The organism is Paenibacillus montaniterrae (assembly GCF_018403185.1).
Taxonomy (GTDB): domain Bacteria; phylum Bacillota; class Bacilli; order Paenibacillales; family Paenibacillaceae; genus Pristimantibacillus; species Pristimantibacillus montaniterrae.
In genome coordinates this window covers 41,461-66,684 of the sequence record NZ_BOSE01000012.1, presented here as the reverse complement: position 1 = coordinate 66,684, position 25,224 = coordinate 41,461, and the positions used below count along the sequence as shown (strand labels likewise).

24 protein-coding genes are annotated in these 25,224 nt (G+C 46.1%); all 24 read right to left on the bottom strand.

What is annotated here, in order from left to right:
* Positions 1-11: 11 nt before the first annotated feature.
* A complete protein-coding gene (locus KJS52_RS23425) occupies positions 12-773 on the bottom strand; it encodes a WecB/TagA/CpsF family glycosyltransferase (RefSeq protein ID WP_213519730.1) in 762 nt (253 codons plus the stop codon).
* Positions 774-781: 8 nt separating this feature from the next.
* Positions 782-1,921, bottom strand: coding sequence for a polysaccharide pyruvyl transferase CsaB (csaB, locus tag KJS52_RS23420; protein WP_213519729.1), 1,140 nt, complete (start codon positions 1,919-1,921; stop codon positions 782-784).
* Entirely contained in the window at positions 1,882-4,014 is a 2,133-nt protein-coding gene (locus KJS52_RS23415) for a DUF5693 family protein (RefSeq protein WP_246563895.1), read from the bottom strand. Before KJS52_RS23415 ends, csaB begins: the two co-directional genes overlap by 40 nt.
* Positions 4,015-4,053: 39 nt before the next feature.
* Entirely contained in the window at positions 4,054-5,769 is a 1,716-nt protein-coding gene (locus KJS52_RS23410) for a phospho-sugar mutase (protein WP_213519728.1), read from the bottom strand.
* A gap of 34 nt (positions 5,770-5,803) precedes the next feature.
* Positions 5,804-6,241, bottom strand: coding sequence for a 3-hydroxyacyl-ACP dehydratase FabZ (fabZ, locus tag KJS52_RS23405; RefSeq protein WP_213519727.1), 438 nt, complete (start codon positions 6,239-6,241; stop codon positions 5,804-5,806).
* A gap of 290 nt (positions 6,242-6,531) precedes the next feature.
* Positions 6,532-6,990 carry a DNA-directed RNA polymerase subunit beta gene (locus KJS52_RS23400; protein WP_213519726.1) on the bottom strand — a complete coding sequence of 153 codons (459 nt, stop codon included), beginning with the start codon at positions 6,988-6,990 and terminating at the stop codon, positions 6,532-6,534.
* A gap of 16 nt (positions 6,991-7,006) precedes the next feature.
* Complete coding sequence (locus KJS52_RS23395) at positions 7,007-7,840, bottom strand: flagellar hook-basal body protein (protein ID WP_213519725.1); 834 nt, start codon at positions 7,838-7,840, stop codon at positions 7,007-7,009.
* Positions 7,841-7,856: 16 nt separating this feature from the next.
* Complete coding sequence (locus KJS52_RS23390; protein ID WP_213519724.1) at positions 7,857-8,717, bottom strand: flagellar hook-basal body protein; 861 nt, start codon at positions 8,715-8,717, stop codon at positions 7,857-7,859.
* A 170-nt stretch (positions 8,718-8,887) separates the two neighbouring features.
* Positions 8,888-9,877, bottom strand: coding sequence for a rod shape-determining protein MreB (mreB, locus tag KJS52_RS23385; RefSeq protein WP_213519723.1), 990 nt, complete (start codon positions 9,875-9,877; stop codon positions 8,888-8,890).
* Between the two features lie 159 nt (positions 9,878-10,036).
* A complete protein-coding gene (gene spoIIID / locus KJS52_RS23380) occupies positions 10,037-10,327 on the bottom strand; it encodes a sporulation transcriptional regulator SpoIIID (protein ID WP_213519722.1) in 291 nt (96 codons plus the stop codon).
* 270 nt (positions 10,328-10,597) lie between these two features.
* Complete coding sequence (locus tag KJS52_RS23375; protein WP_213519721.1) at positions 10,598-11,353, bottom strand: M23 family metallopeptidase; 756 nt, start codon at positions 11,351-11,353, stop codon at positions 10,598-10,600.
* 64 nt (positions 11,354-11,417) lie between these two features.
* Entirely contained in the window at positions 11,418-12,602 is a 1,185-nt protein-coding gene (gene spoIID / locus KJS52_RS23370; protein ID WP_213519720.1) for a stage II sporulation protein D, read from the bottom strand.
* Positions 12,603-12,782: 180 nt separating this feature from the next.
* Entirely contained in the window at positions 12,783-14,117 is a 1,335-nt protein-coding gene (gene murA, locus KJS52_RS23365; RefSeq protein ID WP_213519719.1) for a UDP-N-acetylglucosamine 1-carboxyvinyltransferase, read from the bottom strand.
* A gap of 209 nt (positions 14,118-14,326) precedes the next feature.
* Positions 14,327-14,557: a DUF1146 family protein gene (locus KJS52_RS23360; RefSeq protein WP_213519718.1), complete on the bottom strand. Its 231-nt coding sequence runs from the start codon at positions 14,555-14,557 to the stop codon at positions 14,327-14,329.
* 17 nt (positions 14,558-14,574) lie between these two features.
* On the bottom strand, positions 14,575-16,740 hold the full coding sequence (locus KJS52_RS23355) for a proton-conducting transporter transmembrane domain-containing protein (RefSeq protein WP_213519717.1): 2,166 nt from the start codon (positions 16,738-16,740) through the stop codon (positions 14,575-14,577).
* Positions 16,740-18,461, bottom strand: coding sequence for a hypothetical protein (locus KJS52_RS23350; RefSeq protein ID WP_213519716.1), 1,722 nt, complete (start codon positions 18,459-18,461; stop codon positions 16,740-16,742). The genes KJS52_RS23355 and KJS52_RS23350 overlap by 1 nt, the downstream gene beginning before the upstream one ends.
* Before the next feature lie 176 nt (positions 18,462-18,637).
* Positions 18,638-19,054 carry a F0F1 ATP synthase subunit epsilon gene (locus KJS52_RS23345; RefSeq protein ID WP_213519715.1) on the bottom strand — a complete coding sequence of 139 codons (417 nt, stop codon included), beginning with the start codon at positions 19,052-19,054 and terminating at the stop codon, positions 18,638-18,640.
* A gap of 21 nt (positions 19,055-19,075) precedes the next feature.
* On the bottom strand, positions 19,076-20,482 hold the full coding sequence (gene atpD / locus KJS52_RS23340) for a F0F1 ATP synthase subunit beta (RefSeq protein ID WP_213519714.1): 1,407 nt from the start codon (positions 20,480-20,482) through the stop codon (positions 19,076-19,078).
* A 31-nt stretch (positions 20,483-20,513) separates the two neighbouring features.
* On the bottom strand, positions 20,514-21,377 hold the full coding sequence (gene atpG, locus KJS52_RS23335) for an ATP synthase F1 subunit gamma (RefSeq protein WP_213519713.1): 864 nt from the start codon (positions 21,375-21,377) through the stop codon (positions 20,514-20,516).
* A gap of 123 nt (positions 21,378-21,500) precedes the next feature.
* Positions 21,501-23,015, bottom strand: a complete 1,515-nt coding sequence (atpA, locus tag KJS52_RS23330) for a F0F1 ATP synthase subunit alpha (RefSeq protein ID WP_213519712.1) — start codon at positions 23,013-23,015, stop codon at positions 21,501-21,503.
* Positions 23,016-23,030: 15 nt separating this feature from the next.
* On the bottom strand, positions 23,031-23,579 hold the full coding sequence (locus KJS52_RS23325) for a F0F1 ATP synthase subunit delta (protein ID WP_213519711.1): 549 nt from the start codon (positions 23,577-23,579) through the stop codon (positions 23,031-23,033).
* Positions 23,576-24,058 carry a F0F1 ATP synthase subunit B gene (gene atpF, locus KJS52_RS23320; protein ID WP_213519710.1) on the bottom strand — a complete coding sequence of 161 codons (483 nt, stop codon included), beginning with the start codon at positions 24,056-24,058 and terminating at the stop codon, positions 23,576-23,578. Before atpF ends, KJS52_RS23325 begins: the two co-directional genes overlap by 4 nt.
* Positions 24,059-24,143: 85 nt before the next feature.
* Complete coding sequence (atpE, locus tag KJS52_RS23315; RefSeq protein ID WP_213519709.1) at positions 24,144-24,356, bottom strand: F0F1 ATP synthase subunit C; 213 nt, start codon at positions 24,354-24,356, stop codon at positions 24,144-24,146.
* 100 nt (positions 24,357-24,456) lie between these two features.
* Entirely contained in the window at positions 24,457-25,221 is a 765-nt protein-coding gene (atpB, locus tag KJS52_RS23310; RefSeq protein ID WP_213519708.1) for a F0F1 ATP synthase subunit A, read from the bottom strand.
* Positions 25,222-25,224: the final 3 nt, after the last annotated feature.

Below are 25,224 nucleotides of genomic sequence, written 5' to 3'. Positions count from 1 at the left end.
TTCGCTTATTTTCACGAGTTTTCAATATGTTTTGTAACCTTCTCTTTGTCGCGCAGCACTTTAAGCATAAACTTTGGCAGCACCATCATGCGTGGCAAGCGCTTTGGCTCCTGCAGCAATCGAAACAGCCATTCCATTCGAATGCGCTGCACCCATTCCGGTGCACGCTTCAGCTTGCCGGAAATAACGTCAAAGCTGCCGCCAACTCCCATAATCAAAGGTACCTTCAACGCCGCACGATGCTTGACGATCCACGGCTCCTGCGTCTCAGCCCCGCGTGCAACAAACAGCAAATGCGGCTGCAGCTCGGCGATTTGAGCAACAACCTCATCATCCTTGGAAGCATCAAAAAATCCATTTCTTGCGCCAACTATTCTTACTTGCGGATACTGCATTTGCAGCGATTCAGCCGCAGCCTCGATAATTTCCTGCGTCGTGCCGAGCAAAAATATTTTCCAGTGATGCTGCTCGCCAACCTTCAAAAGCTCATGCAGCAATTCAATGCCGGTCACACGCTCTGCCACCGGATTGCCTGCCTTTTGTGCAGCCCAGACAATTCCCGCTCCATCTGGAACGATAATGTCGGATTTAAGCATCATTTCCTTATAGGAAGGCTTTTCAAGCGCGGTCATGACCATAATCGGGTTGGCAGTGATCACATGTGTTTGCTCACCTGCTGCAATGCGATCAGTCAAATACTGAACCGTTTCGTTCATGCTCATTTTAGAAAATGGAATACCGTATATATGGACCGTTGGTATAGTTTTTGCCATGAGGGAAATCACCTCGATATATTCTGACGCAAAAATTGCACGATTTGTTGCGCAGGTTTTTGAGATTGCTGGATTAGTGTCACAATTTGTCGCTCATGCTGCTTCTGCCAATCCATACGGTGATCTAGTAATGCCACCACTTCCTGAGCAAATTGTTCAGCATCCAGACGGTCTGTTGTTCCAATTGGCGAGCAGTCAATACGTTTCAAAAATTGATCAATTTTTGGATCATAGGAAAGCCCGAGCATTGGAACATGCTGATTCGCAGCGTAAATTAGCGCATGCAGCCGCATGCCGAACAAAACATCGCATTGCGATACTGCCTGCAGCATGACTTGAGGATCGTCCGGCAGCTTGGCAATTTCAACCTTACTGCCACCACCGATTCGCCCTTTAAGCTGCTGCGCAACAAAGTCGGAAGCTTCCACATCATCCGGCGTATGGAAAGGCAAAAAGGTCAGCTGAACATCTCGTTGCATCGTAAGCTTTACTAATGCATCACTGATCCTCTGCAAATCTGAACGATCCTTGTTCCAAAAGCGAACGGAAATCCCGATCCGTGGAAGCTCGCTCTCAGCGAGCAAAGCTTCAGCTTGCTGCGGCAGCGGCATACCCATTACCGGATCAGGCACAACCTCCACCTCTGGCTTGTTTACACCAATCTCTCGCAAAAATTGAGCCGATTGAGCATCACGCACCGATACATAGCGGCTTTTTTTCATAGCTGAAGCGATAAGTGGGAACATTGCCTTGCGCTGCACAGGGCCGATCCCTTGTGCATAAATAAACGTTGGCTTGCGCATCCACTGAGCTAATTTAATGATCCCTGTATAATACGGAATGCTTTTCATACCCGTTGCATCCTGCAGCAAACTTCCACCTCCGCTAATCAAAGCATGAGCGGAAGAAAGCGCACGCCTAATTGAAGCCGGATGCATGCGCGGCACCGCCTCCACACCGTACATTTGGCTCGTCCCTGCTGGATCTGCACTTAGTACAACGGGCTCTATGTTAATGCCCGCTTCTTTACTTTGCTCCTCTAGCGCAAGCAGAATAGAGCGCAGCACCGCTTCATCGCCACTATTGTTAAATCCGTAGTAACCCGAAATTACGACTCGAAACGTTGCTGAATTCGCGGCCAAGCCCATTTGCGCCATGCTCCTTCCACTACTGTCCACGCTAGAATTAGCAGCAAGCCAATGATAATGCCAATGCCGAGACCTAGCAAGGTACGAATAATTGAGATCATAATTGGCGAATGAATATGCGTAAATGTGCTAACCATTGTGAGCTGTCCCATCGTTCCCACAATAATAAGCAGCCAGGACGCCCGATAACGCAAAGCGAGAAACAAGCCAAGAATAAGAGGTGGATGTCCAATCATAAACTCTTTAAATCTTGGACGAACCCCAACCGTCGATTCAAGCCAATGGCGAATCATTAGCTCAAGCCCCGTTACTTGTCCGGCATTTCCTGTACGGGAAAGATAGTATGCCCCAATTGCTGCCACAATAACAGCGATGACTACCCACAGCAGGCTGATCGGTTTTTGCAGCAGATTCCACAAACGTCCGATGGCCCCTTTGGCGCCTTCACCGCGATATAGCAGCACATAAATCGTTATTAATGCTAGCGGAGCAAGGTGAAGCGCGCTAACGCCTCTAAACTGCTCAATCACCAAGCTGTACGTAATATTGAACAACAAGCCAAATACAAGCGGCACAGCGCATAGCGTAATACAAGTACCGACAATAAACCAGCTCATCGTCAAGCCAATGCGGCGCGAGAATGGAAGCTCTGGGAAAATCCATTTCGGCTTAGGCTGCTCCAAACTGCCATCGTGAATCGGTGTCGTGCCGCTCAATGTCCAATCTGAAACGCCAAGCATGCGGCGCTCGCCAATTGTGCGAGCATACATGCGATTCAGCATCCAGATTACGCCTAACGTCGGTCCGCTAATAGCAGCGCCGAGTGCCAAGCCCTGCTCCATAAGCGAGCTATTCAATACATACAACCCGCCTGAGCCAATTACACCTAATATAAAGATAATAATCTCTGTTCCCGGCAAAAATGCTCCTACAAGCAGCGTAATAATCGCTATTGCTGCAAGTGCAACGATAATTCGGGCGAATTTCGTCCATTGCGGGTTTTCATAATCAAAAGCTTGGGCAATTCCGTTCGGAAAGCCTGCTTTCTCCATTTGTGCGACAACGCCTTCTTCTCCAGCCAGCGCTTCTGTAAGCTTGTCTACAGAATGCTCAAGCACACCTGTATTGCCGTTAGACCTAACGCCAACATTCAAGAAAAACATACGTATGTTGCGATCCTTGGCAGCAAGCTTAAAGCGGTCTGTAATGCCCTCAGGCGTCATTGTAAAGCTGTCGGCATCAGATAGGGAATATAGACGAACTACATTGTAATCAAGCAAATAAGCAAGTGTTGCTGTACCCGCCTGAGGCGCTCTTAAATTTTCAATAACGCTAATTCCCATATTGTAGCTTTTTAGCAACTCGCCAAAATGATTCAAGCTTTTCATTTCAGCCTGATCATTGGCCCCTTTTACATGCGTACCGTCAAAAATAATGCGGGTAACTCCATATTCGTTCAAGCGCTTCACTTGCTCCTCAGCCATCCCTTTATGGTAAGGCTGAATGCGATCCGAGAAGCGTGCGATAATATTGAACCCGTAATCCTTCAACATTTCAATCGTCATCGGATCGAAATCAAGCGTTTTTAAGTTCGCTGCGTTGATCGATTCCTCAATAATGAGCGCCGGCTTGTCCTCATAGGTCCAATCGTTGACGTTCACGCCTTGTCTGGCATATTCGTGCTTAATAATCGGCGCGATTTTTTCAGCTTCCTGCTCTCCGGCAAAAATGACATACGTATGATTTTTTGTCGTATCAAGCAGGGTGCCTTGTAAGCTCGCCATATCCTTTTCAGAATAGTAAACCAGTCGTCCAGACTGCATTAAATCCTTGAGGGAGCTTTCATATAGCGACATCGTTTGTACGCCTGCTGCTTTTAAAGCAAGCAGCTTTTCGTCCAGAAACGATGCGACATTGCTTTGATAGTTGGCTACTTCCTCCAAATCACGATAATCGAATACATATTCAACCGTATCAGCCGAGCTTTCCATACTGACGCGCAGCACGCCAAGCGGAATTGCCGCAATAACACCAGCTAGTGTAATAATCCAAAGCAGCATTCTTGCTTTTTTGTTCCATTGCCTCCAGTGCACGTTACCCCTCCGTTTTGTTCACACCATAGCGGTGCACAATTATACTCCGTCAACCCGCTGCATAACCGCTTCACTAATTGCAGCCTGCTTAGCTGCCGCATCTTCGGCTGATGTGCCTTTTACTGCGAAATACACTTTAATTTTAGGCTCTGTGCCCGACGGACGAAGACAGAACCACGAGCCGTCAGCAAGCATATATTTCAACACGTTCTCTGCACGCAACCCATCCAGTCCTTGCGCATAATCAAGCACTTGCTGAACGCGAATGCCTGCAATCTCTGTCGGTGGCTGTTCCCGGAAATTCGTCATAATCGCAGCAATTTGCGCTACCCCGTCAATGCCTTTCAGCGTGCGTGATTGCTGGCTTTCCAAAAAGTAGCCGAATTGCTCGTACAGCTCTTGCAATACATCGTACAAGGTTTTGCCTTGCGTGCTGTAGTAAGCAGCCGCCTCACAAATGAATAGCGATGCCATTATAGCATCCTTGTCGCGCGCATACGTGCCTGTCAGATAGCCATAGCTTTCCTCATATCCAAATAAAAATGTTTTTTCTCCCGTTTGCTCATATCGCGTCATTTTTTCGCCGATATATTTAAAGCCGGTTAATGTATTTTCAACCGAAGCGCCGTAGTGCTTGGCAATCACTTCACCCAGCTCGCTCGTTACGATCGTTTTAATGACAACACCGTTATCCGGCATTTGTCCACGTGCCTGCAGCTGGCTCAGCAAGTAATGAACCATAATAGCTCCGGACTGATTGCCTGTCAGCACGACATAGTCGCCATCATTGTTTTTGACAACTGCGCCCATGCGATCCGCATCCGGGTCAGTGCCAATAATGACATCAGCCTCAACCTTGCGCGCTAACTCGATCGCCTTCGTAAAGGCTTCCTTCTCCTCGGGATTCGGAGATTTGACAGTGCTGAAGTTGCCGTCCGGCTGCTCCTGCTCGGCAACTACATAAACCTGCTTAAAGCCCGCGGCAGCAAGCACATTGCGAACAGGCCAATTGCCTGAACCATGCAGCGGCGTAAATACAACTTTAAAAGTATCGCCAAGCTCGCCCTGCAGCAGCTGATGATTCACGCTTTGAGCTACTACGGTTTGCACATAAGCTTCATCGATTGACTCGTCCAGCCATACCAGCAAGCCTTGCTCCTCAGCCTCCTGCTGCGTCATGCGTTTAATTTCGTCAAAGCTGGACAGTTTAGCAATCGCCGCAATGACCTGCTCTGCATCCTCAGGCACCAGCTGGCAGCCATCCGCACCATAAGCTTTATAACCGTTGTATTCCGGCGGATTATGGCTTGCCGTAATGACGATGCCTGTGCTCGCCTGAAGCTTGCGTACAGCAAATGATAGCTGCGGGGTAGCACGCAACGACTTGAACAAATACGTACGTACGCCATTAGCGGCAAGAACCAGTGCCGCATCCAATGCAAACTGCGGCGAGTTGTTGCGTGAATCATGCGCAATAACCGCAGATGGAGAAGACAAGTTTTGAGCCATCAGCCAATTCGCCAAGCCTTGAGTAGCTTTGCCCACAGTATAAGCATTAAGCCGATTCGTACCCGCTCCCATTACGCCACGCAAACCGCCTGTGCCAAATTCAAGGTCACGATAAAAGCGGTCAGTAATTTCCTGTTCTTGTCCTGCTAATGCGCGCAGCTCGCGCTTCGTTTCTTCATCAATATTAGGATCCTGCAGCCAAGATTCGTAACGAACCTTAGCTTGTTCATTAGACAATTGTGTCATAAATTTAATACCCTTCCTTCTACTTACAAATTCATTATGCTTCAGTCGGATTAGTCAATGCAAACATTAGCTCGCCTTCTGCTACAACCTTACCGTCAACCTTTGCAATACCTTTGCCCTTGCCAATCGGGCCCTTTAGCCTTGTAATTTCTACTTCAAGCGTCAACGTATCGCCTGGCTTTACTTGCTCACGAAAACGGAAGCCGTCAATACCAGCAAAAAAGCCAAGCTTTCCTTTATTCGCTTCAATCATTAGCATTGCTACTGTGCCTACCTGTGCCAACGCCTCAACAATAAGCACGCCAGGCATAACAGGATAGCCAGGAAAATGTCCTACAAAATAAGGCTCATTCATTGTTACATTTTTTAAACCTACAGCTCTTTCACCTGGAACAACTTCTGTAATACGATCAATGAGCAAAAACGGCGGACGATGCGGAATAATTTTTTGGATTTCATTAATATCTAACATCAGCAAATTCCTCTTTCCTTTTTATCAATTTTCAGACGTATAAAATTTGATTGTTAGCTAATACTATAAGTATCCTTCTACATCCTGCAGGAAGTGAAGGTTGAGATAAGGAGGCTTGCTTGCCGGATTTAACATCCACAAGCAAGCCTCTTTGTATGCGTGTGAATATTTTATCTAACTTCCAACTATTATAGACTACCTCATGCAAAATGAAAACTGAACCAAAAGTAAAAATCAGCCAGCAGACTGCTGACTGATTTTTGTTCGTATAAATACGCTCACCGCAACCATTAAGATTCGGCGAAAATTAAATCCCACATATGCTTCCATGTACTGAATTGAAAAACATCCTCTTTAGGCTGACCGCCTAAAATGACGTAGCCAATATACAGCCCGGCCACGAGCATAATAATCATAATGATCGGGGCAATGCTTTTACGCAGTATCCAAAGCAAAGCGCGCGCCCAGACAGGAGATTTCTTCTTCTCCTGGCCTTCAGCACGGTCAGCATTAGAAGATGCGATAGCGGCTGCTTCCTCTTCTTCTGCATCCATGCTTGATTCTGTGATGCTCGCCAGCTCATCCTCTTTTTTTCCACGCGAGAACAACGAACTGACACGATCAGAATTACGATGCCTGTCCGCACGCGACAATAAGATCGTTTCTTGCTCCTCGAACAGATGGTTGCGCGATACATCCTGATCTGAAATTGCCGCTGTATGCTCTGTATCGTATCGTTTATTACTCATTTCAGTCACCTACGTTCTAATTGTTACGCAAATTGTTCGCTAACTGCATCATCGTATCACTAGAACTTAGTGCTCTTGCTGCGAGTTGATATGCGCGTTGAACTTTTAGTAAGTCGGTCATTTCTGTGGAATAATCAACATTGGACTGCTCCAAATAGCCTTGGCGAACAGCGAGACGATTTTCTGTGTTAGGGATAACCTGTAAAACCGCTTCGTCAGCATTAGCTCCAGTTGCAACTGCAAACAAATTGTCAGCTACTTGAACGAGCGCGTCAGGACGGACGGGTTGAACCAGATTAATTCGACCTAAAGCGATCGACTCCCCTGTTTCAGTAACGCCTAATACGCTGCCGTCAGCCTGCACCTTCATCGCATAGCCATCAGGTATAATAATACTTCCTTGAGAGCCGTCTGGCAATGTACCAACAACTGGATATCCTTGGGAGGTTGTCAAAACTGCTGCTCCTGCCTGATTGAGACTAATTTGAAAAGAGCCATCCTTCGTATACGCAGTCGTGCCTGCCGCATCCACCTGAACCTCAAAGAGCGCATTGCCTTCAATCGCCAAATCCGTCAGCACACCGGTTGCATTCAACGTGCCTTGCGTAAAGTCAGTAACAAGTCCAGTAACTCTCGAGCCCCAGCCCTGATTAAAGCCAAGCGGGGTCAAGCGTCCATCCAAAGCAAAGTCTTGTGGCTGAGTCTTTGTATTATTTAATAGGTCTTCAAAAACGGTTGATTTCTTCTTGTAGCCAACTGTGTTGAAATTAGCCACATTATCCGAAATGACATCCATTTTCATTTGATAGGAGTTCATGGAATTAAGCGCCTTGATCATTGAGCTATTCATCGTGCCTTACTCCCCCTTAGCCAATTCTGCCGATATCATTGGCTGTTTTTTGCAGTGTCGCATCATAATATTGCACAATCTTTTGATTCGCTTCATAGGCGCGCAAAGCAGCCATTAGATCTACAGAAGATTGCAGCACATCTACGTTAGAGTTTTCAATATAGCCCTGGCGAACCTCAACCGCATCCAGATCTGTAATAGGTACAGCAGTACCCTCGACCAGCTTGAAATTGCCATCTCCTTCTCTTACTAGTCCATTAGGATTGTCAATGCGAGATATCAATAGCTGAATGCCTGTATCCGTGCCCGCTGATGTAACAAGACGACGATCACTTGTCAGTGTAAGCTCATCCAGACTGACGCCAGCCGGCAGCACGATCGGTTCGTTATTCGTTCCAAGTATATGATCGCCTGTGCTCGTCGTTAAATAACCATCGCTCGTCACGGAGAATTGTCCGCCGCGCGTGTAACGAATTTCTCCCTGTGCATTTTGCACAGTGAAATAAGCTTGAGGCTGGAACACGACCTCACCGTTCGCCCTTACTGCTTTGCCCGATTGGTCAAACACCAAGTCATCTACTGCTATATTCGAAAGGATTGCAAAATCATTTCGGTTGTTCGTCTCAGTTAAATCACCTTGCAAGTGATACGTCAAGCTTTCTTCGGCAAATACATTGCCAGTCCAAGTGCCAATCGACCTGCGCTCCTGCCCGTTGACACCTGTAATTGACAGCAGCATCTCATTAAACGAACGCAATGCCGCTGTATTTTGCTTATAGCCCGCCGTTTCAATATTGGCAATATTGTTCGTAATCGTATCATGACGCCGCTGCTGACTGATTAATCCTGATGCGGCAGAATAGAGCCCTCTAAGCATGTTGCTCCTCCTCATCACCTTATATTCCCGTTATTATTTTAGTTTATATATCGGAAATAAGATGCTGTTAGTAAATAGACAGTGAAACCGCGAATAAGCACTTCAGCACGTCCCCCTCTGACGCCCTACCTGTGCTTATTCGCCTATGTTCACTTCATTACCGAATCTAATTAACGTTTGAGCTTGTCCAGATTGTCTAATAAAATCCCTGTGCCTTTTACTACACAATGCATTGGATTGTCTGCAATAAGTACAGGCACTTTCAGTTGGTCTGCAAGCAAAGTATCGAAGCCGCCTAGCAAAGCGCCGCCGCCAGTCAAAATAACGCCGCGATCAATAATATCAGCTGACAGCTCAGGTGGAGTCTGCTCCAGGACATACTTCGCTGCTGATACAATTGACATAACCGGATCCCATAATGCCTCACGAACTTCGTTGGAGCGAATCGTTAAAGTTTGAGGCAAGCCAGTCACCATATCACGTCCGCGAATATCAATTTCTTCTACAGGTGCATTTTCAAGCACGGTGCCGATGCGAATTTTTATATCTTCACTCGTACGCTCGCCGACAAGCAGCTTATACTTGTTTTTGATATACTTCATAATCGCTTCATCGAACTTGTCCCCTGCAACCTTGATTGAAGATGCCGTAACGATATCGCCCATTGATAATACAGCAACATCCGTAGTTCCGCCGCCAATATCAACAACCATGTTGCCGCTAGGCTGGAAAATATCCATTCCAGCCCCTATTGCGGCAGCCTTTGGCTCTTCTTCCAAATATACGTCCTTTGCGCCACTTCTTTCTGCTGCTTCGCGAATGGCCTTCTGTTCGACAGAAGTAATGTTCGTCGGTGCACAGATCAAGATGCGCGGACGGGAATACCATGTGCGTCCTTCAACGCGGTGAATAAATTCCTTCAGCATAATTTCAGTGATATCAAAATCTGCAATTACACCGTCGCGCAGCGGTCGAATCGCTACGATATTGCCAGGTGTACGTCCCACCATGCGATGGGCCTCCTCGCCTACTGCAAGCACCTTCTTCGTATCGCTTTCAATCGCGACAACAGAAGGCTCATCGAGTACAACACCTTTTCCTTTTACGTGAATTGATACGTTTGCCGTACCTAGATCAATACCAATATCCTTACTAAACATCAGGCCTTAGTCCTCCAACGAATAATGTAGTCATTACTAGCGCTATTTCTGGCCAGAAATCACCGTTAACTAACATTATTCGCCAAAATTTCTGAAAATCCTCTCATAAAAAAATATTTTATATTGGTATTTGTTCCATCACAAAAATATGCATGTCATTTACTTGGAATTGCCCGCTGTAAGCACTTCGCGTTTTTTAGGCGCATGCTTTTTGTACTTGATTTTCGTCGCTTCTCCACCGCGCAAATGTCGAATGGATTTGTGATATTCGAGAATGTGCTTGACTTGATCAGCCAACTCAGGGTTAATCTCTGGTAATCGCTCTGTCAAATCCTTATGCACTGTACTTTTGGATACACCGAATTCTTTTGCGATCGTACGAACCGTCTGTTTAGTCTCCACTAAACAACGGCCAATTTTAATCGTTCGCTCCTTGATGTAATCGTGCACGCTCCCGCCTCCCTACTCGTATTAAGTTTGGTACATTATATGAGTAGGTCTTGCAGATATTCGTTGTGTCCAAGCTAGCAAGCCAACAAATGCGATAAATATTTTTTGCAATGCCCGTTTCAGCCTGTCCAGTGCTGCTTGCTATATGCGGCGCATTCTTGAAATATAACATGGTCGGCACAATATATTTTTCAAGCTCTCGGTTCAAATAAAAAGAACACCTCTGCATCCTTCTCGGATACAAAGATGTTCTTGCTCGGCATCGAATAACTACTCGACGATGTAATCGCCTGGATTTACATGGTTGCCATTCAGTCTAGCCTCAAAGTGCAGATGTACGCCAAGATCACGCTCTACATCGCTGCGGCCAGCTTTAGCAATAACGGTTCCTTGCTGAATTTCATCGCCTTCTTTTACCGTAACATCGCTCAAGCTTTGGTATACGGTTACGAAGCCATTGCCGTGGCTAATTTCAACGATGTTTCCGTTAAGCGGATTGTTTTCCACATGCGTTACCGTACCGCCAAGTGCTGCCATAACGTCAAATGCGCTGCCTTCAGGGTGTACGAAATCAATGCCCATATGAGGCGCAAACGTTGAACCGACTTGAATCAATGCTGCTTCTTTCTCTGCTGCACTCGCTTGAGTGTCGTAGAAAGGAATCTCGATTTGCAATTCATTGATGTTGGCTACAGGCCATTGCATATCTTCGCCCGTGGCTGCAATTTCTTCAGTAGCGTCCAGCGGATTGTCGACTGGTGCAATATTTTCATCAGTCTCGCTGTTTACCGCAGTTCCTTCTTCAGTCACCTCAGTGCCTGTGGTAGGTTGATCGGTTGCTCTATCCTGATATACCCACAGTAAGGTAACAATAATTGCTGCCGTAAGCAAAAACAAAGCTGGAGAAAACCATTTCTGGGTAAGCAGCCTTTTAACGCCGGATTGCTTGGCAACGGTAGAAACTCTCTTTTCAGTTTTAAGAGATTCTTCCGTCGGTTGAGACTTGTTTTGGTTGAATTCACTCATTTATATCACCTCACTAGCCATTGTTACCATAATGACTAGCTTTATACGTGATATACCTTATTTTTTAATAGTTTTTTACAAGCTTTGAAGCTTGCTCAATATGGACGCCAGTATAATAGTGCTTAATAATGTCAGCTGCTAGATAGCCCGTCTTGGCCATACCGTTGGCTCCCCACTGACTTAAACCAATCCCGTGCCCATAGCCATAGCATTTGAAGGTAATTGTCTTTTCGCTTGGATCAATCGTCCATGTCATATCTGTGGACGTAAGCCCCAGCTTTTCTCTCAGCTCCTTGCCGGTAAAGCTGGCTCCATTTACATCCAGCGATTGAATTCTTCCACTATCATTCTTTACCGTATTGGCAATCGCTAGTTTACCGTTTCTGCGACTTTGCTTCAAATTCAGCTTTGCATATACCTCTTCATAGGTGAATTGGAACTCTGTCTCGTAATTAGGAGACAACTGCTCGTCCCACGGACTGGCAACGCTTTGCAGGTACGCAACCTCCTGCCCCCAGAGCTGATCAGCTGCTTCCGTATAGCCGTTGCTGGTGGAGAAAAAAACGGCGTCAATCGGCTGTTCCTCGTAGCTAATAATTTGTCCTTCTGTTTCCTGCAGCGCCTTAACAAATTTGGCATAGTACTCCGGGTAATCCTCGGCGTACTGCGTCACCTTTTTCAACGGCATATAGACTTGATCAGCCGTCGTGTCGGTTACTTCAATTTCAAGCGACTGCTTGGCATCGTCTGCTTTCACCAAGCGATGCACAATGTACGTGCGGATTGCCAGCATTTGCGCCTTTATCGCCTCGGGCTCAAAGCTGCCTGGCAGCTCCGCTAAAGCAACTCCGAGCACATACTGCTCAATCGGTACCTGTTCAAGCCGCTCCTCTTCGCTTAAATGGACAGTAATAAATGGTCCATCCTGAGAAATGACATCATCTTGTTTAGAAGAAACAGTTGATGTGCTTGACTCATCGCTAGAAGCAAGTGCTGCTTCCTCGCGAGCGGCTTGCTTCGATTTATCGCGCTGCTCGTGCTGCAGCCCGATCGCTTCGCCATAGCTATGCCGCCGAGCCGTTGACGTATTTGATTCTTGTTGCTCGCCACTTGCTTCGACTACTGGTATAACGAGTTGCTCGGACGGCTTATGCTGACGCATGAAAAGCATCGCGATCAACAGACAGCTGCTAACGGCTGCAAGCCATACAAGCCTTCTTAACGGTTTAGACATTGCTTTAAGCTTCATTTCTATCTACTCCTTATCACATGCACGTCTCTATTTGCTATAGCTTATGAATAAGGTTGCTAGAATAGAATCATAGTCTGCTACTAGACCATTAAGAATTCTTCATTTTTACTAAAAACTGCAAAGAGGAGGATAACGCTCTACCTCGTAGAGAGCTATCCTCCTCTTATGACAAGCATATTATGCCATTAATTCCTGAACTCGCGCCAACACCATTGGCTCTTGCTTTAGCTTAATTTTGGCTGCTTCCTCACGCTCACCTGTAATGCGTCGAATATCCGCGCCAAGCGAAGCAAGCTTGCCAGTAATGTCAACATAACCGCGATCAATGTGGTGCAAGCCATCAACAATGGTTTCACCTTCTGCTGCCAGCCCGGCACATATTAAAGCAGCGCCTGCTCGCAAATCAGAAGCTGTAACCTTTGCACCCTTTAACAATGTATTGCCTGTCACAACTGCGGTTCTGCCATCCACTTTAATGTTTGCCGACATTTTATTGAATTCTTCAACATGCATAAAGCGATTTTCAAACACCGTCTCTGTCACGATGCTTGTGCCCTCTGAAATAAGCAGCAGCGCCATCATCTGCGATTGCATATCAGTAGGGAAGCCCGGATGCGGCAATGTTTTTACGTCCACTGCCTTTAAGCGCTTTGGCGCCTTTACATGGATCCCTTGATCATGCGGAGTAATCATAACGCCCATTTCCTCAAGCTTGGAAATAACCGGCGCCAAATGATCAGCGATAGCTCCTTCAACAAATACATCGCCGCCTGTAATTGCAGCAGCAATCATATACGTTCCAGCCTCAATCCGATCTGGAATGACACCGTGCTGTGCGCCGTGCAGCGTCTGTACGCCTTCAATACGAATAATGCCTGTTCCGGCTCCTCTAACCTTGCCGCCCATCGCATTAATGTAATTGGCCAAATCAACAATTTCTGGTTCTCGCGCAGCGTTTTCAATAATTGTAGTTCCGTTAGCCAAGGCTGCTGCCATCATAATGTTTTCAGTAGCGCCAACGCTTGCTACGTCCAAATAAATTTTAGCTCCCTTTAAGCCTTGCGGACATACAGCTTCAATCGCTCCTTGATCCAAATGAATCGTCGCGCCCATAGCCTCAAAGCCCTTTAAATGCTGTTCAATGGGGCGAGAGCCGATTGCACAGCCGCCAGGCAAAGAAATTTTCACTCGACCTACACGCGCCAATAGAGGACCCATTACCAAAAAAGAGGCTCTCATCTTACGAATTAATTCATATGGGGCTTCGGTTGAAGTAATGTGGGCTGCGGAAATCGTCATCGTTTCCTGATTAAAATGTGTATCCGCGCCAAGTGCGTTTAATACTTCACGAATGGTCATTACATCATCTAATACAGGAACATCAGTAATTACACTTTTACCTTCAGTCGCTAGTAATGAGGCCGCAAGAATAGGAAGTACCGCGTTTTTAGCACCATGCACACGTACTGAACCCATTAATCGTTGACCTCCGCGGACGATAATTTTTGCCATCTTGCGTCCCTCCGCGAATCATATTTATCCGATTGCAAATTTTAACAGTTAGAGTAGTATCAGACACTCATTAAACTTCATCTTAACATTATTACCTATAAATCGACAACAGTTAATTTGTTTCGTTACAGAACTGTCGAATTCGGCAGTCTGTTGTTGAATTGCGATATGACACATCGTGTATTGAGTGTTTGCTAAATTGAGCATTGTTATTCCACAAAATCTTGGAGCATTGTGGAGAAGCCCCAATATTGCAAAATAAAGCTGCCAAGCAAATAGCCAATTACAACAGCAATTACAATTTGCAGCATTCTGGCCTTGGGAGATGCCGGGTTTTTCAAAAATTTATCCCATTTGACCTCCGATAATAATATCCAGGCAAACAAAATGCTTAATAACACGACGACAATGGAAAAAAGCCCTTGAATCCCTAAGCTCATTTTGCTTCTCTCGCTTTCTAAATCCAGAACGCCAGAACAAGCAAGGCCAGCAGGCTGCAATAGCCGAGCAAGGAATATCCCTTTTGTTTTGCTTGCTGGTCCTGCATCAAGCCGGAACATTGTTCTTTGTTCATATACATTTGAATGATGTACTCTAGCGGTATGGTAGCCATCAGTGCGTGTGCAACAAGCCACAGCAGAATCAGCCCATATTGTCCTTGGCTGCTCCATAGTTCAATCATGCTTAGCTGAAACGAAAAGCCAGCAGTTAAAGGAGCCGACATTAAGGCAAGCATAAACAACAGCAGTACAAGCGCATGCCGCGGCTGACGGTAGTACAATCCATGCAAGGCGGCTAGCGTTGCATGCGAGTGGCCGAGAACGGCCTTTAGCATACTGTAGCTGCCGATAATCATAATTGCATACCAGATCGCGATCAATACGATTCGCTGCCCATTAAGCTCTGCAGACAATGCATCTGCACTGCTGAGCACGACAACTAACGTTAACGCATGGTAGACCGTCTGCCATAACAGCATGCGAAAAACATTAGTTTGCTTATGATTGACTAGCCAAATAACTAGAGACATTACAACTGACACTATTACAGGTAACTGCCAGGCACTGCTGTCAAAGCGCAGCACATCTATGTAATGGCCACTCTCTATGAAAATCTTTGTTTCGATTTGCTGCCAATATGCATATAGCTGGTGAAGCTCGAACTCCATCAAGTCAACGATAATAACAGGATACATGCCCATCACAATGACAAGCGTTAACAAAATAATAGCAGGAAACGCCTCGATGAAGCGGAGATCAGTTACTTTGTTAATACGTGCTTCGGTTTGTCCTTGTTGCAAATAAAATAACTTTCGTACTGCAAATGCAACACTGCTTATCATACCAAGCACCAAGCAAACAGTAATCCAGCGACTCGCCTGAAAACTAAGCAACAATGCATGATATGATCCGAGAAAATGAGATAGACCTGGCAAGCCCAACCAAGCAATAACGACCATAACGAGCAGTCCCGATACAAAAGGTACTTGCTTTAATTGTCCGCGCAGCTCCTTGAATTGCAAAGTTTTAGTCCGCTCCTCAATAGCAGCAAGCAAACCTGACAACAGGCTCGCAAGCAGCAGGAATGAAAACAGATGCAACCACATCATAGGTAATCCGAGCTGGGAGTCCGCCAGCATTAGCAGGACAAACAGCGAATACTGTCCCCATATTAAGCAGGCCAGCCAGCCGCGTGCATCCTTTTGATGCCATAGGCTAATACAGGAGAATAGCCATTGAATGGCTGCGATCCACATGATCGGCTTACTAAGCAAAAGCATAAAGTCGGCAAAATAGGTCAACCCGATACGATAGAACAAGTAAATGCCTATGGTACCAATTGAAGCAGTATAGATCATCGCCACGACCAGATGACCGCTGCGGTATATATCCAGAAACAGACGATGCAGCCCAATTACAGGCAAAAAACAGACTAAGCCGAGCAGCAGCATAACGAATGCCAGCAGCCGCTGGTTTTGGTTAGCTTCCTCCAGCACATACTGCTCCAGTAGCTGTAGCGGCTGTTCTCCTAATATAACCGTACTCGACTGTAAATACTCTGAGCTGATGCCAAGCAAAAAAATGCAGCTCATTGTCACACAAAATATGCCTGCAAGCTGCCAGTAGGCAAAGCGTCTTGCAGTGCGTACAGCGTCTTCCTTCCCCCATATGCCGAGCAGCAGCATAAACAAAAAGGATACAAGCAGCAGCGCTGCACAGAGCAGCAATGCGTCTCTACTTAAATAAATATGAAGCATGACGCCTTGAACGAGCAAGGCAAGCATATAAAACTGCTTATGCCGCTTTTTAATATAAACACCGGACAGCACCGCTGCCAGCAGCACAATGCTTGTAAATATAGATAGCCACAACGATACGCTATCTACACCATAGCTAAAGCTAAATATAGAAACTCTACTGTCGTAATGCAGCTCATAGTTTGCAAGACTACCTTGCTGCACTGCTTGATAGACTAAATAGAGCAAAGGAAACAGCGGCAAGCTAATCGCCGCCATCGTCAATCGACGAAAAATTCGCAAATTAACACGATAGAGAAGCGCTAGCAAGCCTGCTGAGCATAGTGGTAGCACTAGCAATAGCAGTAAAATCATCTTATCCAGCATTATCTCCCCCTTATTCCATACCAAAGCGCAGTTACCACTGCTGTAAATACGACAACTAGCACAACGCTATGCAATAAATGACCGTTGGCTCCCGCACGGCTTACGATTCGGAAAGGATATGGCAGCCATACCGTTAGCAGCTGGACAACGCCGCGCTCAATCATTTGCTCCAGACTGACGATGCTTCTCCCTAGCCTCATGACAGATCTGCCAAACCGCTCCGCCTGGCTTTTAAGCTGTTGGTCGGCCTGCTCCAATGAACTGGCAAAGGCATCGGTAATGCGTTCACTAAACAGCCAGGCAATTATTACTCCGACCGCTACACTAAGCATCGTCAGCACCATGGGCAGCAGCTTCATCGACTCTGATGTAACTTTTTCAAACAGCCATATTTCAAGCTGCATATAATCGACAAGCCAGAGCAGACCAATTGCAATTAAAAGCAATGCTGGCAATATTACAACAGGCAGCATGCCTTTTCCCGTCTGATTGAACTGAGTTTTCCACTGCATCGTAAAATAGATAGTCGTGCCTAATGCAGAGCAGAGCACTACAAGCAACGATACGATGAACCAGCCTGTGCTTGTTCCAGCTATCGTGGCAACTAAAGACTGCTGCATCCAGTAACCGCTCAGTGGCGGTACCCCGATCAGCGTTAAAATCGCTACCAAAAATGCACCGTATACAATAATTGACGATGATTGCATTTTCGCGCCATATATGACGATCAAAGAAAATAAAATCAAGGTGAGCTGAACGATCATATAGCCGTATGCGCCATGACCATACGCAAATACGATTATACCGACCATCATCATGCCGATATAGGACAATGTTTGCTGAGCATCCAACAGCATGCGCACAGTGCACCATACAACAATAATTGCACCCGCGAGCTTGCATAGCCATACCACAGTATCTACTTCAGTAATAATCATATGAAAACGAAGCAATAGGTAGGCAGGAAGCAATGCATTGGCAAAGCAAAACATAACAACTCGCAAAACAGGGCGTTCCGTACCGATATGCTTCATCCAATTGGCATATGGTGAAATACCTGCAATCAATAATGCACTAACGACAAGCGCACCTGCGATAATCTTTTTCATAAATGGTGTAAAGCTTGGTGCAGAGCTGCTAAACACAGTTTCGAGCATCGTAAACTGCAGCGAATGATCAGGCATGTACCAATAAAGTCCAACAAGAGCAACTAAAAATGCAGAAAAGCCTAGCAACTGTGCAGTAACAAAGCGGAATATTGCTTTAGGCACACAGCCGTATACGGGATGCGAAAGCAGCAAATAGACGCTGCAGCTGATCAGAATTGCGCATGTAAAAAAGGTAAGCATATGATCAGCAAGCACAAGTCCACTTACCGCACTTAACAACAATCCGATATAGCCATAAATCGAAGCAATCATCTGCTGCTCCTGCTTGTTATGCAGTAAGAGCAGCAGCAATATATTTAAACTGGCGATCAGCATTAGCAGCCACGAGGATACATTGTTCAGCTCATAACCAATTCGGTAAAAGATATCCCCAATGACTAGCCAATCGAAATCGTAGCTATAATCATCTCTATGTACAGTAGAACGTTCCCAGAGGATGCCTGCAGCCATTACAAAGGCGATCGAGGACAGAAGCAGGCTGCAGCGCGCCATGCCTTTATGGCTGCCCTTGCCAACCGTCAAACCGATCACAAACATAGACAAATATAACAATGGAATGCTCCATACGAGATCTGAAAAACTAGGCAATTACGTTCACCCCATTTTAGTTCAGTCCCCTATATCTTACTATACTTGACTGACTGTAAGCTAGTTCAATTGAAGCAAAGCGTTTTGCAACATGAAAAAGCTGCCTGCCGCAACGACGTCGCAACAGACAGCTAATACAATTAATTGATATGCTTATTATGTGTAACGTTCAGACGATTCATTGCACGCTGAAGAGAAAGCTCTGCTCTGCGGTAATCAATTTCATCGCTCTTGGCAAGCGACAAGCGCTGTGCAGCGCGCTGCTTTGCTGCCTCTGCACGCTCAACATTGATATCCTCAGCTCGTTCTGCGCTTTCTGCAAGAATGACCACTTTATCCTTGCGAACCTCGATAAAGCCGCCGTTTACAGCAATAACATCATCTGAGCCTCCATCACGCTTAATGGTAACAGGAGCAATGCGCAGCGGTGTCACGAGTGGAATATGATTAGGCATAATACCTAGCTGACCTTCCACGCCAGTAACGACCACCATTCTTGCTTGTTCACCATATACCTTGCGTTCAGGCGTTACGATTTCAACTAGAAACGTACTCATGTGGATTCCTCCCGCCCTTCGCTAGACAAGCGTTTTGGCCTTCTCCACGGCTTCCTCGATTGTTCCTACATAGCGGAATGCCTCCTCAGGTAGGTCATCGTGTTTGCCCTCGAGAATTTCTTTAAAGCTGCGCACTGTTTCTTTAACAGGTACGTATTTACCAGCAAGACCTGTAAACGGTTCTGCTACGTGGAATGGCTGAGACAAGAACAATTGAATTTTACGTGCGCGAGCAACGATCAATTTTTGTTCATCGGAAAGCTCATCCATACCCAGGATTGCGATAATATCTTGAAGCTCTTTATACGTTTGAAGAATCTTCTTAACACCTTGCGCTACATTGTAATGCTCTTGACCAAGCACCTCTGGCGTAAGAATACGTGAAGAAGATGCAAGTGGATCTACCGCAGGGAAGATACCCATCTCAGAGATTTTACGCTCAAGGTTAGTCGTTGCATCAAGGTGAGCAAATGTCGTTGCAGGAGCTGGATCCGTATAGTCATCCGCAGGCACGTAAATCGCTTGGATTGACGTAACAGAACCTTTCTTCGTAGATGTAATACGCTCTTGCAGCTGACCCATTTCTGTAGCAAGCGTCGGCTGATAACCAACGGCAGAAGGCATACGGCCTAGCAACGCCGATACCTCGGAACCTGCTTGCGTGAAACGGAAAATGTTATCGATAAACAGAAGAACGTCACGACCTTCTTCATCGCGGAAAAATTCAGCCATTGTCAAGCCTGTAAGGGCAACACGCAGACGCGCACCTGGAGGCTCGTTCATCTGTCCGAATACCATCGCCGTTTTGCTTAGTACGCCGGAATCCTTCATCTCATGGTACAAGTCGTTACCCTCACGAGTACGCTCACCAACACCAGCGAATACGGAAATACCGCCATGCTCCTGGGCGATGTTGTTGATCAATTCCTGGATTGTTACAGTTTTACCAACGCCGGCACCACCGAACAAACCGATTTTACCACCTTTTGCATACGGTGCAAGAAGGTCGATAACTTTAATCCCTGTTTCAAGAATTTCCGATTGTGTAGACAATTCGTCAAAAGTCGGTGCTGGACGATGAATTGGCAGATTTACATCAGATACCACATCACCAGCTTCGTCGATTGGTTTACCTAGAACGTTAAATACACGACCTAGTGTAGGAGCACCTACAGGCACAGTAATTGCTGCGCCAGTATCGATCGCTTCCATTCCGCGAACTAGACCGTCAGTAGAGCTCATTGCTACTGTACGAACTAGATTGTCGCCAAGATGAACGGCAACTTCCAGCGTAAGATCAATGTCTACTCCGCCAGCTTCTGCTTTATGCTTAATCGTAACAGCATTCATAATTTCTGGCAGATTGCCGCGTTCAAATTCCAAATCGACGACCGGACCCATGACGGATACAACGCGTCCTTTTTTCATTGCTTTCCCTCCTGGTTCCTCATATATAGACTTAAGATTGTGCATTAGCTCCCGCAACAATTTCCGTAATCTCCTGCGTAATTGCAGCTTGACGCGCACGGTTGTACGTCAACGTTAAGGAGTTAATCATCTTCGTAGCATTTTTCGTAGCGCTGCCCATTGCCGTCATGCGGGCACCGAATTCACTTGCCTTGCCATCCAGTACTGCACTGTAAATAAGCGTCTCCGCATATTTAGGCAGCAACACCTCTAGCACGCCTTCAGCAGAAGGCTCGTATTCGTAGGAGGATACAGGCGTGTTTTCACTCGAAACGTTTTCCAGCGGCAGCAAGCGAGTTGCTGTCGGAATTTGTGTCAGCGCATTTACGAACTGATTGTAGAAAATATATAGCTCGTCATAAGCCCCTTCAGAGAATTTGCCTACCGCGCTAGCGGCTATCGATTTAATATCGCTGAAAGCAGGAGAATCGGATAAGCCGATAACCTCTTCCAAAATCGGCATATTTCTACGACGGAAATAATCACGGCCTTTACGACCAATGACGTAAATGACATACTCGTCTGCGGACTTATGCTTCTCATTAATTGTCTGCGTTACTTTACGCAAAATATTGGCATTATAACCGCCAGCCAAGCCACGATCCGATGTGATGACCAGATATCCCGTCTTTTTAATTGGACGTGATTCCAGCATCGGATGGCGCACACCCTTTGTGCCAGATGCAATATTGCCCACTACTTCAAGCAGCTTGTCTGCATATGGTCGAGCTGCAACAGCAGCCTCCTGTGCTCTTCTTAGCTTGGAAGCAGCTACCATCTCCATCGCCTTCGTAATTTGGCGCGTGTTTTGTTTACCTTTAATTTCGCGTTTAATCTCACGCATGCCTTTTGCCATTTCATTTCACCCGCCTTTGTTGTCTGGCATCCTGCGCCAAACTTGCTAAAGGGTCTGCACCAGCCTGGCTGGCGCAGACAGTGTTCTCTATCATCTAACCTTGCTGTCCGTACTAGACCTTACTTATACGGAAGCAGCAAAGCTTCTTTTAAACTCATTGATCGCATCGACAAGCGCTTTCTCGTTATCAGCAACAAGATCCTTCGTGTCGCGAATAGAAGCGCCAATTTGCGGATATTTGCTATCCAAGAATGCAAGGAATTCTTGCTCGAAGCGAAGAATATCTTCGATTGCGATCTCATCAAGATGCCCTTTAACCGCAGTGTAAATAGAAATGACCTGCTTCTCTACAGGCATAGGCTGGTTAACGCCTTGCTTCAGGATTTCCATTGTACGAGCACCGCGATTCAGACGCGCTACTGTTGATTTATCAAGGTCAGAACCGAACTGCGAGAACGCTTGAAGCTCACGATAAGCTGCAAGGTCAAGACGCAGCGTACCAGCTACTTTTTTCATCGCTTTGATCTGTGCGGAGCCACCGACACGAGATACGGAAATACCTACGTTTACCGCTGGACGCTGACCAGAGTAGAACAAGTCAGACTCTAGGAAGATCTGTCCGTCTGTAATCGAGATAACGTTAGTTGGGATATATGCAGATACGTCAGAAGCTTGTGTTTCAATAAATGGCAGTGCAGTTAGAGAACCGCCGCCAAGCTTATCACTAAGCTTCGCTGCACGCTCCAACAAGCGAGAGTGCAAGTAGAATACATCCCCTGGATATGCCTCACGACCTGGAGGACGACGAAGCAATAGGGAAAGCTCACGATAAGCTGCAGCTTGCTTGGACAAGTCATCATAAATAACAAGTACGTGCTCGCCTTTGTACATGAAGTACTCACCCATAGAGCAGCCAGCATATGGAGCCAGGTACAATAGTGGAGAAGGCTCGGATGCACTTGCTGTTACAACGATTGTATAATCAAGCGCACCGTGGCGACGCAATGTTTCTACTACGTTCGCTACTGTAGATTGCTTTTGCCCGATTGCAACATAAATACATTTTACGCCAGTACCTTTTTGGTTAATAATGGCGTCGATCGCAATCGTTGTTTTACCTGTTTGACGGTCACCGATGATCAACTCACGTTGACCACGGCCGATTGGTACCATGGAGTCAATCGCTTTAATACCCGTTTGCATTGGCTCATGTACGCTTTTACGGTCAATGACACCTGGAGCAGGTGATTCAATGGCACGGAATTCAGTTGTATTGATTGGTCCTTTGCCATCCACTGGCTGGCCTAGCGAGTTAACAACGCGTCCTAGAAGCGCTTCGCCTACAGGAACCTCCATAATGCGACCAGTACGTTTTACCTGGTCTCCTTCACGAATTTCAGTATATGGGCCTAGAATAACGACGCCGACATTGCTCTCTTCAAGGTTAAGAGCCATACCTACGACACCGTTTGCGAATTCAAGAAGCTCTCCCTGCATCGCATTTTCAAGACCGTGAACACGAGCGATACCGTCACCGACGTTGATAACAGTGCCGACATCCACGACTTGAATTTCAGATTTATATTTTTCAATTTGCTGCTTAATCAGCGTACTAATTTCATCAGGTCTGATACTCAATTCGTTCACCCCTATCTACAGTGCTTTGGAATATAAAGTTTTTTGCAAACGCTCTAGCTTGCCGGCCAAGCTGCCATCGTACAAACGATCGCCGATGCGCACTTGAACGCCGCCTAGAAGCTCTGGATTTACAATTTGCTCTGCAATAATTTTTTTGCCTGTTACTTGTTCGAATTGAGCAGCTACATTTGCCAGCTCCGCATCGGAAAGGCTTCTTGCTGTATAAACCGTCGCCTTAGCCTGTCCCAGAGCATCGCCTGCAATTTTTACATAGCTTTCAAATAGATTCGAAATCAAAGATTGACGTCCGCGCTCAATCATAAGCTGCAATGTGTTATAGACAAGTTCAGACAATTGATCGCCGAAGGATTGCTTCAGCAAATCAATTTTGTTTTGAGGCTGCACGCTTGGCAGCTCAAGAAATTTATTCAACTGCTCATTGTGCGCAAGCGCGTCAACAACAAGCTTTAATTCTAGTTCAACCTGGGATACGACCTTGCCAGCGGCTGCAAGCTCGAACAGCGCTTGTGCGTAGCGCTTCGCTACCACGATGTCGCGGCTCATTTACTTCCAACCTCGTTTAGATACTTATTAACGATCTCTTCTTGAGATTTCTCGTCCACTTGCTTCTCGATAATTTTAGAAGCGATTTGCACAGAAATGCCGCCCACTTCTGTACGAAGCGCGGAGATCGCTTTATTTTTCTCGCTCTCAATATCCTTGAGTGCTTCATCTTTAAGTCTTGTAGCTTCATTTTTCGCAGAAGAAACGATTTCCTCAGCTTGCTTGGAGCTAGTCGCTCTCGCCTGCTCGATAATTGCATACGCTTCTTTGCGCGCCTCATCAAGTGCCGCCTTTTGCTCCGCCATAGACGCTTCTGCTTCTACACGGCTATTGGCTGCAGCATTCATCTGTTCTTGAATAAGCTGTCTGCGCTTCTCCATCACTCCAAACAGTGGACCGAAAGCATATTTGTTCAAGAGCCAGAGAAGAACTAAGAAAGCAATAATAGTAAAGATAGTCGACGATGGGTAAAAACTCATAGCTGCACTCCTTTCCTCCGAATGGTAGACATAATCAAAACAAAGGCGAAGAGGGCAAGCCCTTCCCCGCCATTAGAGGTTCATATTAGCTGAAGAACGCCAAGAAACCGATAACTACGCCAACGATTGGAACTACCTCTACGATACCTGCACCGATAAACATAGTTGTTTGAAGAGCTGATTTTTGCTCTGGTTGACGAGCGATACCTTCAACTGTTTTTGATACGATCATACCATTACCAATACCTGCGCCAATCGCGCCCAAACCTACTGCAATAGCTGCTGCTAATACACTCATTACTGAATCCTCCTCAAAATGGGTAATTTATTTGAAATTGAATTTTTATAACGAACTTTGGATTCGGCTAAGTTATCTCCTCCAAAGCAAGTTGCTTACGTTAATGTGCGTGCTCTTCATCATGAATTGCCGCTTGCGAAATGTACACCATCGTTAATACTGTGAACAGGAAGGCCTGAATCGCACCTACGAAGATACTGAAGCCTTGCCATACCGCCATAAACGGTAGACCCCAAACCTTTAGCATCAGGATGGTTGAAATCAAGATTTCACCCGCCAAAATGTTAGCGTATAGACGCAGTGCCAGCGTGACCGGCTTTGCGACCGTTTCAATCAAGTTGATCGGGAAGAAAATCGGATATGGCTCAAAATAATGCTTGAGGTAATGCTTTCTGTTCCATTTCAAGCCTAGAGAATGCACGATAACGAATACGACAAGCGCCAACCCCGCAGTTACTGAAATATCCGCTGTCGGAGATTTCCACCATGAAATATGGGCGTGTCCATCATGTGCTTCAAGCACCTCTTTCGTAATGCCTAGCCAATGAATTTCGTGATGCGCTTCTGTTATAATCTGGAACGGAAGCCCGAGAAGATTGGCTACGAAAATAAACACGATAAGCGTCATGCCCAAGCTAATAAATTTTTTTGCTTTTTCAAATGGCATCGTACTCGCAATCGTATTGTGCACGAATTCAATGACCCACTCCATAAAGTTCTGCAGTTTGCCCGGGTTTTCCACAGACAGATTGCGAACCGCTAATCGAGCAAGCACAAACACAATGATTGAAGTGACAACAATTGCAATAATAGCTGAAAGGTCAATTTGAATACCATTCAAATCCACTATCGGAAAAATATGCATAAA

Bases quoted from the DNA above. Each gene is read 5' to 3' on its own strand.
- KJS52_RS23425 (WP_213519730.1), bottom strand. From the start codon at position 773: ATGGCAAAAACTATACCAACGGTCCATATATACGGTATTCCATTTTCT.
- csaB (WP_213519729.1), bottom strand. From the start codon at position 1,921: ATGGGCTTGGCCGCGAATTCAGCAACGTTTCGAGTCGTAATTTCGGGT.
- KJS52_RS23410 (WP_213519728.1), bottom strand. From the start codon at position 5,769: ATGACACAATTGTCTAATGAACAAGCTAAGGTTCGTTACGAATCTTGG.
- fabZ (WP_213519727.1), bottom strand. From the start codon at position 6,241: ATGTTAGATATTAATGAAATCCAAAAAATTATTCCGCATCGTCCGCCG.
- KJS52_RS23400 (WP_213519726.1), bottom strand. From the start codon at position 6,990: ATGAGTAATAAACGATACGATACAGAGCATACAGCGGCAATTTCAGAT.
- KJS52_RS23395 (WP_213519725.1), bottom strand. From the start codon at position 7,840: ATGAATAGCTCAATGATCAAGGCGCTTAATTCCATGAACTCCTATCAA.
- KJS52_RS23390 (WP_213519724.1), bottom strand. From the start codon at position 8,717: ATGCTTAGAGGGCTCTATTCTGCCGCATCAGGATTAATCAGTCAGCAG.
- mreB (WP_213519723.1), bottom strand. From the start codon at position 9,877: ATGTTTAGTAAGGATATTGGTATTGATCTAGGTACGGCAAACGTATCA.
- KJS52_RS23375 (WP_213519721.1), bottom strand. From the start codon at position 11,353: ATGAGTGAATTCAACCAAAACAAGTCTCAACCGACGGAAGAATCTCTT.
- spoIID (WP_213519720.1), bottom strand. From the start codon at position 12,602: ATGAAGCTTAAAGCAATGTCTAAACCGTTAAGAAGGCTTGTATGGCTT.
- murA (WP_213519719.1), bottom strand. From the start codon at position 14,117: ATGGCAAAAATTATCGTCCGCGGAGGTCAACGATTAATGGGTTCAGTA.
- KJS52_RS23360 (WP_213519718.1), bottom strand. From the start codon at position 14,557: ATGAGCTTAGGGATTCAAGGGCTTTTTTCCATTGTCGTCGTGTTATTA.
- KJS52_RS23355 (WP_213519717.1), bottom strand. From the start codon at position 16,740: ATGCTGGATAAGATGATTTTACTGCTATTGCTAGTGCTACCACTATGC.
- KJS52_RS23345 (WP_213519715.1), bottom strand. From the start codon at position 19,054: ATGAGTACGTTTCTAGTTGAAATCGTAACGCCTGAACGCAAGGTATAT.
- atpD (WP_213519714.1), bottom strand. From the start codon at position 20,482: ATGAAAAAAGGACGCGTTGTATCCGTCATGGGTCCGGTCGTCGATTTG.
- atpG (WP_213519713.1), bottom strand. From the start codon at position 21,377: ATGGCAAAAGGCATGCGTGAGATTAAACGCGAAATTAAAGGTAAACAA.
- KJS52_RS23325 (WP_213519711.1), bottom strand. From the start codon at position 23,579: ATGAGCCGCGACATCGTGGTAGCGAAGCGCTACGCACAAGCGCTGTTC.
- atpF (WP_213519710.1), bottom strand. From the start codon at position 24,058: ATGAGTTTTTACCCATCGTCGACTATCTTTACTATTATTGCTTTCTTA.
- atpE (WP_213519709.1), bottom strand. From the start codon at position 24,356: ATGAGTGTATTAGCAGCAGCTATTGCAGTAGGTTTGGGCGCGATTGGC.
- atpB (WP_213519708.1), bottom strand. From the start codon at position 25,221: ATGCATATTTTTCCGATAGTGGATTTGAATGGTATTCAAATTGACCTT.